The 8,513-nt window shown below is 74.0% G+C and carries 8 protein-coding genes; 3 read left to right on the top strand and 5 right to left on the bottom strand.

The features are described 5' to 3' along the window. Positions 1-997, top strand: a 997-nt coding sequence (locus DQW06_RS00985) for an antibiotic resistance protein VanZ (RefSeq protein ID WP_117197791.1), incomplete at its 5' end; no start/stop codon positions are given. Here DQW06_RS00985 and DQW06_RS00980 read toward each other — a convergent pair. The 4 genes from DQW06_RS00980 to DQW06_RS00965 are packed head-to-tail and all read right to left on the bottom strand — an operon-like array spanning position 960 to position 5,037. Next, on the bottom strand, positions 960-1,355 hold the full coding sequence (locus DQW06_RS00980; protein WP_013151336.1) for a DUF3592 domain-containing protein: 396 nt from the start codon (positions 1,353-1,355) through the stop codon (positions 960-962). The two genes, DQW06_RS00985 and DQW06_RS00980, sit on opposite strands and share 38 nt — an antisense overlap. Positions 1,356-1,371: 16 nt before the next feature. Then, positions 1,372-2,037, bottom strand: coding sequence for a TetR/AcrR family transcriptional regulator (locus tag DQW06_RS00975; RefSeq protein WP_041552191.1), 666 nt, complete (start codon positions 2,035-2,037; stop codon positions 1,372-1,374). Positions 2,038-2,087: 50 nt separating this feature from the next. After that, a complete protein-coding gene (locus DQW06_RS00970) occupies positions 2,088-4,196 on the bottom strand; it encodes a YhgE/Pip domain-containing protein (RefSeq protein WP_013151338.1) in 2,109 nt (702 codons plus the stop codon). After that, positions 4,183-5,037: an ATP-binding cassette domain-containing protein gene (locus tag DQW06_RS00965; protein ID WP_013151339.1), complete on the bottom strand. Its 855-nt coding sequence runs from the start codon at positions 5,035-5,037 to the stop codon at positions 4,183-4,185. Before DQW06_RS00965 ends, DQW06_RS00970 begins: the two co-directional genes overlap by 14 nt. Positions 5,038-5,238: 201 nt before the next feature. Here DQW06_RS00965 and DQW06_RS00960 point away from each other — a divergent pair, with 201 nt between their 5' ends. Then, positions 5,239-6,015 (top strand): endonuclease V, encoded by a 777-nt coding sequence (locus DQW06_RS00960; RefSeq protein ID WP_013151340.1) that lies wholly within the window; start codon positions 5,239-5,241, stop codon positions 6,013-6,015. 211 nt (positions 6,016-6,226) lie between these two features. Here DQW06_RS00960 and DQW06_RS00955 read toward each other — a convergent pair whose 3' ends face one another. Further along, positions 6,227-7,666 carry a GuaB1 family IMP dehydrogenase-related protein gene (locus DQW06_RS00955; RefSeq protein ID WP_013151341.1) on the bottom strand — a complete coding sequence of 480 codons (1,440 nt, stop codon included), beginning with the start codon at positions 7,664-7,666 and terminating at the stop codon, positions 6,227-6,229. 225 nt (positions 7,667-7,891) lie between these two features. On the opposite strand from DQW06_RS00955, the gene DQW06_RS00950 reads away from it, so the two are divergent. Next, positions 7,892-8,513: CDP-alcohol phosphatidyltransferase family protein (locus tag DQW06_RS00950; RefSeq protein WP_157983319.1), on the top strand; the 622-nt coding region annotated here is incomplete at its 3' end.

Genomic DNA, 8,513 nt, shown 5'->3' with positions numbered 1-8,513 from the left:
CCGCCGCTACGGCCGCCCGCACGGCTGGCCGGGCCTGTGCACCGCGGCCGCCCTGGCCACGGGCGCCGGTCTGGCGGCGTACGCGGTCTGGCCGCTGCCCGCCTCCGTCGACGGCCTGTGCGCGGATCCCCTCGGCGGCGGCCGGTCCGACCGGGAACTCCTGCCCGCGCCCGGGGAAGCCGGGATCCTCGCCCTGTTCCTGGCCGTCGGTCTGCTGGCCCGGCACCGCTTCCGCCGCGGCGCCGCGTTCACCGTGCTGCTGGGGGCGGCCCTGGCCGCGGCCGTGGTCGCCGTCCGCGCCACCGGCCTCCTGGGCCTGTACCCGTGCGCCTACGCCGAGGTCCCGCCGGGGCTCGTGGCCTGGGGCGCGGCCGCGACCCTGCTCGGCTGGCTGCTCGCCCGGTGGGCGCTCCCGGCCGGGTACGCCCGTGGCTGGCCCGCGGCCGTCGCGGACCGCGCTGTGCCCGGACCGGTGCGCAGGCTCACCGGCGCCCTGCTGGACCTGGGCCTGTGGTGGTTCGGCGCGGCCGCCCTCGCCGTCTCGGCGCACGCGCTCGGCGCCGAGGGACCGGGAACCGGGACGCGTACGACCGCCCTGCTGTGCCTGGGCGGGGCCCTCGCCCTGGTCCCCGCGCTGACGCGTCGCGACCGCGCCACCCCGGGCGCCGCCTCGGTGCGGCTGGCGTTGCGCGATCGCGGGTACCCGGCCCCGGCGGCCCGCTGGCGGGTCCTGACGCGCACCTGCCTGCTCCAGGGGCCCGTCGTCGTCCTCCTGGCCCTGGGCCTGCCCTGGTACGCGCTCGCCGTGGCCGCGGTGCACGTCAGCAGCGCCCTGGTCCGACCCGACGGCGCGGGCGCGGCCGACCTGCTGTGCGGGGTGCGCGTGTGCGCCCGCGCCACCCTGGACGGCGCCCTGCCCTCACGCCTGGTCCGCTACTCCGCCCCGCGCGGGGAGCCCCTCAGCGCCAGGCCAGGTAGCCCAGCAGCAGCCCCGTGAACACCAGGATCGCGCCCAGGCCCCCGAACAGCACCCGCACGTAGTGCGACAGCCAGGGCGCGGACACGATCCGGGCCCGCTCGGGCGTGTCGGGGTCGTAGGCGACGGTCACGATCTCCCCGGCACGGGAGGCCGTCCACCCGGTGTTCTCGTGCTCGGCGTGCACCTCGTGCCCGTCCTCGGTACGGAACTGCACGATCATCCGGGAGGCCGTGGAGGTCTCGTGGTAGCCGATCACACGCGCCTTGGCGCGCATCCCGTGGCGGCGCAGCCGCAGTTCCAGGCGCGTGTCACGTGTGACCGCCCAGAGCATGACCACCCCGGCCAGGAGCGGGATCAGGGGATAGAGGGTGGCCATCGCGCAGTACGTCCTCTCAGGTGTCCGGGGTGCTCGTACGGTCGGGGGAGCCGGAGGGGCCGACCAGGCCGCCGACCATGCGGGCCAGCGTCGCGTGGACCTCCTCGACGGGGCGCCCGGGCTGGAGCGTGCGCCAGTCCAGAGCCACCGTCACCACCATGCCGAACAGGGCGGACCCGGCCAGGCCGGTGTCCAGGTCCGGTCGCAGCGACCCCTCCGCGGCCAGGTCGTCCAGCAGGCCGGTGATGACCCCGATCGCCTTGTTGCGGATCTGGAGGATCGTCGCGTACCAGGCCCGGTTGGTCCGCCAGGCCTCCGCCATGAGCAGGCGGGCCAGGGACTCGTGCTCGCCGATGAACACCACCCCGGCGCGCAGCACGGCGGCGAGCGCGTCGCGGGGGGCGGCGCCGGCCCCGGGCGGGGGCACCGCGTCCTTGAGCGTGTCGGCCAGCCGGGTCACGCCCCACTCCATCAGGGCCGCGTACAGCTCGCCCTTGCCGCCGAAGTTGTAGTAGACGGTGCCCTTGGCCACCCCGGCGCGCTCGGCGATCTCGTCGACGGTCGTGGCGCCGTACCCCTGCTCGGAGATCAGCGTGACCGCGGCCTCGAACAGGCGGCGCCGGGTGGCCTCGCGGCGGCCGCTCACGGGGTGGTCGGACGTGCTCGCACTCATCCGGTCCATTCTCGCCCATACTCGTACAGGTCGCGCCATGTCCGTCTCCCCGGCGCACGTCACAGCTTCAGCGCCGGGTGGAGCGCGCCCATCGTCCACACGCGCTTGCGTTCCACCGTCCACCATGTGAGCAGCAAGGGCACCACCAGCCACAGCGCCATCACCCCGAACGCCGCCCGGACCAGGTCCGGGTCGCCGCCGCCGATCATGTGGCGCAGCGCGGTCACGCCCCAGTGCAGCGGCAGGAACGGCCCCACGGCCTGGAAGAAGGCCGGGCTGGTCTCGATCGGGTACGTTCCGCCCGCTGAGGTGAGCTGGAGCACCAGCAGCGCCAGCGCCACCACCCGCCCCGCCGCGCCGAAGGCCACGTTCAGGTACTGCACCGTCGCGGCGAACGCGGCGGCGGTCAGCACCAGGAAGGCGATCAGCAGCGGCCAGTTCCCCGCCTCCAGGCCGAGCAGCAGGTGCAGGGCGGCCATCATGACCAGCACCTGGCCGACGCCGAGCAGGAGCGGGGCGACCCGCCCGGCCAGCGCCACCCGCCAGGAGGGGGCCGAGGAGGCCAGGGCCCGCGAGGACAGCGCGGGCAGGACCATGAACACCACCATCGCGCCCACCCACAGCGACAGCGGCACGAAGAACGGCGTGAACCCCGTCCCGTAGTCGGGCGCCTCGTTGGAGACGGCGCTGTCCAGCCGCACCGGACGGCTCATCGTCGAGGAGGCGTCGTCGCGCCCCTGTTCGGAATAGGTGGGAACCTGGTCCGCGCCCTCGTCGAGCCCCTCGGCCAGCTCGTCGGAGCCCGAGGCCAGCTCCTCCAGGCCCGAGTGCAGCTCGTCGGCGCCGCCGCTGAGCTCGCCCAGCCCCTCGTCGAGGTCACCGGCGCCGTCGGCGGACTCCGCCAGCCCGTCGCGCAGCTGCGCGGACCCCTCGGCCAGCTCGGCCAGGCCCTCGTCCAGCTCGTCGGCCCGCTCCCGTGCGTCCTCCGCCCTCTCCACCATCGCGGGCAGGTCCTCCGAGAGCGCGGCGGCCTCCGCGCTCAGCGCGGCGGCGTCCTCGGCGGTCGCGGTGATCGCGTCGCGGTTGTCCTCGACGAACCCGGCCGCCGACCCGGCGACATCCAGGGCCTCCTGGAGGTCGCACAGCAGGGTGTACAGGTCGGGGTCCTCGGTCTCCAGCTCGGGGTGCTCCTCCAGATAGGCCGCCAGGCGCCCGTCCACCTCCTCCAGGGCCCCGGTGTCGACCTCCGGCAGCTCCTCCAGGGCCGCGGACAGGGCCGCGGTGACCTCGGCGGCGTTCCCGGCGTGCTCCTGGAGGGAGGGGATGTCCTCCTCCAGCTGCGGGAGCCACTCGTCGGCCAGCGCGTCGAGCTTGTCCACCTGGGCCGAGACCTCCTCGGAGGCGGTCGCGGCGCCGCTGGCCAGGTCCTGCGAACCGGCGTACAGCTGGTCGAGGCCGCCGCTGAGCTCCCCGGCGCCCGTGTGCGCCTCGCCGACGCCCCCGGACAGCTCCGAGGACCCCTCCTCGGCCTCGCCCGCGCCGCCGGAGAGCTCGTCGGCCCCCTCCGCGGCCTCCTCGGTCCTGCCGTGGATCTCGTTGAACCCGAGGAAGATCTGGTCCAGGTAGCCGTTGATCGCCGACGCCGCGGCGGCCTCCTGGATCTCGCGGAACGCGCTTCCGGCCAGCTGGCGGACGATGAAGCTGTTGGAGTCGTTGTAGTGCGCCTCCAGGGTCGCCGGGGAGGGGGACTCCCGGTCGCGGGAGGGGGAGGTCAGGTCGGCGCTGAAGTCGGAGGGGATGGTCAGGGAGACGTAGTAGGTGCCGTCGGCGACACCGCGCGCGGCCTCCCGGGCGCTCACCAGGTGCCAGTCCAGGTCCCCCCGCTCCAGGAGGGTGTCGGCGAGCTCGCCCCCGGCGTCGACCTCGCGGTCCCCGACCTCGACCGGCTCGTCCTCGTTGACGAGGGCGACCGGCAGGCGTTCCATCCGGCCGAAGGGGTCCCAGAACGACCACAGGTACATCCCCGAGTAGAGCAGCGGGATGAGCAGGAGGGCGGCCAGCGCGGCGGCGGGCAGCGGCGAGCGCAGGAAGGAGCGCACGGTCAGCAGCCCGAGCCGGGGCACCGCGAGGGGGCGCACGAGCGGGCGCGAACGCCTACGCCCGGCCACGGTCCCCGCCCTCCTCCCGGCCGCCGCGCAGGATGTCCAGGCCGACGTGGCGGCGGTGCCGACCGCGGCGTCCGCCGGTGCCCGGCCCCGCGGCGGACGCGCCACCGGGGGAGCCCGCGCCTCCGGTACCGGTCGCGGAGGCGGACGGGGACCCGGCGCCGGAACCGGACGGGTCGCCAGCGTCCTGGCGCAGCGGGATCGGCCCCTGGGTGTCCGGCCCCGCGACCTCGGCCAGTTCGCCGGAGTCGGCACAGGTGGCGACCACCGTCAGCCCCTCGTCCGACAGCGCCTTGAGGGTGCGCCACAGGTCGGCCTGGTGCCCGGGTTCCAGGCCGCCGTCGACGTCGTCCACGGCCAGCAGCCGGGGTTCGGCCAGCAGGGCCAGGGCCAGCCCGAGACGGCGCCGTTCGACCATGGACAGCTCCCGCACCAGCGACCGGCGGTCCAGCCCGCCCAGCCCCGCGGCCTCCATGGCCTCGTCGGCCAGGCTCCGCGCGGCGGGGCGCATACGCAGCAGCAGCCCCTCGGACAGGTGCTCGCGGACCCGGAGCCGCTCGTCCAGGGGGTTGACCTCGTCCATCAGCCCGAGCGAGCTGATCCGGCGGACCCGGCGCGCGTGCCGGGGCAGGGCGTGGCCGTCCACGTACAGGGTTCCCTCGGAAGGGCGCATCCGGCCGGTCAGGGTGAGGAGCAGGGCGCTGCGACCGCCCCCGGAGTCGGCCCGGAAGACGGTGAGCGTGCCCGGCCGGGCCGTGAATCCCACGTCGGTGTACACGGGGCCCTCCCGGGTGGCGAGCCCGACGCCCTCGGCCTGTACACGAGCTCCGGTCGCCCGTCGCATCCCTCGGCCCCCTCCGGTTTTTGAACTGACCAGTCAGTGCAAAACTGCGAAAACCACCGTACAGCGCGCATACGCCTCCTCCGGGCACCGGGAGCTGTGGAGTGTCGCACAGCGCCGCCGCCCGCTTCCGTGCGCCGCGCGCGAACGGGTAATGGGATTGGATGGGAGGACGCGTACCACCGAATGAACGGGAGGATCGGGATGTCGGAGATCTCCGAGCGGGTCGCGAGGGTCCTGGACGACCCGGAGAACTGGCCGCGCGACCCCAAGGAGGCCGTCGCGCTCCAGCGCAGGCTCGCCGACCGGGTCCGCGTGGAGCCGTTGGACGTGGACGCGGTGCGGCTGGTGGCCGGGCTGGACGTCAGCTACTCCACGGACAACACGGCGCTCTCCGCGGCGGCCGTGGTCATGGATGTGCGGACCCTGGAGGTGGTCGAGTCCGTCGCCATCTCCTCCGAGCCGTCCTTCCCCTACATCTCGGGGCTGTTCGGGTTCCGCGAGTCCCCGCCGGTCCTGGAGGCGCTGGGGCAGCTCAAGGTGACCCCGGACGTGTACCTGTGCGACGGCTTCGGCCTGGCGCACCCCCGCCGCTTCGGGGTCGCCTGCCACCTGGGGGTGCTGCTGGACCTGCCGGTGGTGGGGTCGGCCAAGTCGGTGCTGTTCGGCAGGCACAGCGTGCCCGGTGAGGAGCGGGGGTCGTGGACGCCCATGGTGGCCGGGCGCTCGGAGGTGGTCCCCGACTCCTTCGCGCTGGCCGACCAGGGCAAGGAGGTCCTCGGACGCGTGCTGCGCACCCGCAGGGGGGTCAAGCCCGTCTACGTGTCCGTCGGCCACCGGGTGGACCTGGAGGGCGCGGCCGAGCTGGTGCTGCGGCTCTCACCCAAGTACCGCGTGCCCGAGCCGGTCCGGCACGCCGACAAGCTCTGCGGCGAGCACCGCAAGGCGGTACTCGCCGCGAAGGAGGGCCGGACCGACTGACCAGGGCGGGGACAGGGCCCCCTGGCTCCCGGTGTCCTGAGCCCCGGCCGAGCCCGCGAGGGCGCGGGAACGCGAGGGGCGCGCCAGGGTTGTGCAGGACGAGCCGAGCCGCTAGCGAGGAACGAGCGTCAGGCGTGGGCGAGGACGAAGAACTCCTGGCTCCCGGCGCCCTGAGCCCCGGCCGAGCCCGCGAGGGCGCGGGAACACAGCCCTACCAGCTGGTGGGGACCGGGCGCCCCTCGTTGTACCCGGCGGCGCTCTGCACGCCCACCACGGCGCGCTCGTGGAACTCCGCCAGCGAGGAGGCGCCGGCGTAGGTCATCGAGCTGCGCACACCGGCGACGATCTGGTCGATCAGGTCCTCCACGCCGGGGCGCTCCGGGTCCAGGTACATCCGGCCCGTGGAGATGCCCTCCTCGAACAGCGCCTTGCGGGCACGCTCGAACGGGGAGTCCTCGGCGGTGCGCAGCCGGACCGCGCGGGCCGACGCCATGCCGAAGCTCTCCTTGTACTGCCTGCCCTCGGCGTCGCGCATGACGTCGCCCGGCGACTCGTAGGTGCCCGCGAACCACGAGCCCACCATCACGTTGGACGCGCCCGCCGCCAGGGCGAGGGCCACGTCGCGCGGGTGGCGCACACCGCCGTCCGCCCACACGTGCCCGCCCAGCTCGCGCGCGGCCTCGGCGCACTCCAGCACGGCGGAGAACTGGGGGCGGCCCACGGCCGTCATCATGCGGGTCGTGCACATCGCGCCCGGGCCCACACCGACCTTGACGATGTCGGCGCCCGCCTCGATCAGCTCGCGCGTGCCCTGGGCGGTGACGATGTTGCCCGCCACGATCGGCACCCGCGGCGACAGCGCGCGCACCTTGGAGACCGCGGTCAGCATCTTCTCCTGGTGGCCGTGCGCGGTGTCGATGACCAGGGTGTCCACCCCGGCCTCCAGCAGCTCGGCGGCCTTGCCCGTCACGTCGCCGTTGATGCCGACGGCGGCGGCCACGCGCAGGCGGCCGTCCGCGTCCACGGCGGGCGTGTACAGGGTGGAGCGCAGCGCGCCCGTGCGGGTCAGCACGCCGACCAGGGCGCCGTTCCCGTCCACGACCGGGGCCAGCCGGTGGCGGAAGTCGTGCAGCATCCCGAACGCCTCACGCGGCTCGGTGCCCGCCGGGATGGTCATCAGCTCGGCGGACATCACGTCGCGCAGCTGCGCGAAGCGGTCCGTTCCGGCGCAGTCGGCCTCGGTGACCACGCCGACGGGCCTGCGGTCCCCGTCCACCACGATCACGGCGTTGTGCGCGCGCTTGGGCAGCAGGTTGAGCGCCTCGCCGACGGTGCTGGACGGGTTGAGCGTGATGGCGGTGTCGTAGACCAGGTGCCGCTTCTTGGTCCAGGAGACGACGTCGGAGACCACGTCGAGGGGGATGTCCTGCGGGATGACCGCGACACCGCCGCGCCTGGCGACGGTCTCGGCCATCCTGCGCCCGGCGACCGCGGTCATGTTCGCCACGACCAGCGGGATCGTGGTTCCGGTGCCGTCCGGCGACGACAGGTCCACGCTGAGCCGGGAGCCCACGGAGCTCCGGTTGGGGACCATGAACACGTCGCTGTAGGTCAGGTCCTGCTGGGGTGCCTTGTCGTTGAGAAAACGCAATGCCTCTACCTCGGTCGAGACCGAAGGGGGTGGACCATCCGCCGCATGCCGCGCGCGGCCGCCTGTTGATCCCCCTCTTACCGGTCAAGTATGCCGTCACGAATTAGGTCGGTCGACATCCGATCTGGCATGATGACCCGGATCCCCGCCGACACAGCCCTTCCCCGCCCCTGTCAGCGCGTCGTCGGGCGCCGGGGCCCGGATGGGCGTTCCTGGAGAGCCCGCATGCCGCGTTTCACTTTCGCGCAAGTCAAGGAAGAGACCTACAAGGCGAAGGACGCCTGGTGGACGGTCTTCCTGGTGGACCCCCTGGCCGGACGCCTCGTCGTCTGGACCGCGAACCGCACCGACATCACGCCCAACCAGCTGACGCTGGGGGCGGGGGTCTTCGGTCTGCTCTCCATGCTGTGCTTCGTCGCGCCGGTCCTCGTGCCGGGCGGCGGGGGATGGAACTGGGCCTGGCTGCTGGCGGGCGGACTGCTCTTCCACCTCAGCTTCGTGCTGGACTGCATGGACGGCAAGATCGCCCGGCTCAAGGGCACCGGCACGGTCTTCGGCAGCTGGGTGGACTTCGTCTTCGACCGCATCCGCTTCTTCGGCTGCGTGATGGCGCTGCTGATCGGCCAGTGGCTGCTCACCGGACACGAGATCTACCTGATCGCGGCGCCGGTGGTGGTCTTCTTCGACCTGCTGCGCTACCTCAACGGCCCGCAGGTCGCCAAGACCCGCCGGACCATGAACCAGACCCTCGCCGAGCTGACGGGGGACACCGACCGGCTCGCCGCCGCCCAGCGCGAGGCCGACCCCGAGGACGAGGACATGGGGGAGGCCCCCGCCCGGCCGGGCG

This window comes from Nocardiopsis sp. TNDT3, assembly GCF_003427465.1.
Lineage (GTDB): Bacteria > Actinomycetota > Actinomycetes > Streptosporangiales > Streptosporangiaceae > Nocardiopsis > Nocardiopsis dassonvillei.
The sequence above is the reverse complement of the archived record's forward strand: the minus strand, read 5'-3'. Positions and strand labels throughout refer to the sequence as shown.

What these genes read in the sequence shown, in the direction of transcription:
- DQW06_RS00980 (WP_013151336.1), bottom strand. Translation starts at nt 1,355, where the DNA reads ATGGCCACCCTCTATCCCCTGATCCCGCTCCTGGCCGGGGTGGTCATG.
- DQW06_RS00975 (WP_041552191.1), bottom strand. Translation starts at nt 2,037, where the DNA reads ATGGACCGGATGAGTGCGAGCACGTCCGACCACCCCGTGAGCGGCCGC.
- DQW06_RS00965 (WP_013151339.1), bottom strand. Translation starts at nt 5,037, where the DNA reads ATGCGACGGGCGACCGGAGCTCGTGTACAGGCCGAGGGCGTCGGGCTC.
- DQW06_RS00960 (WP_013151340.1), top strand. Translation starts at nt 5,239, where the DNA reads ATGTCGGAGATCTCCGAGCGGGTCGCGAGGGTCCTGGACGACCCGGAG.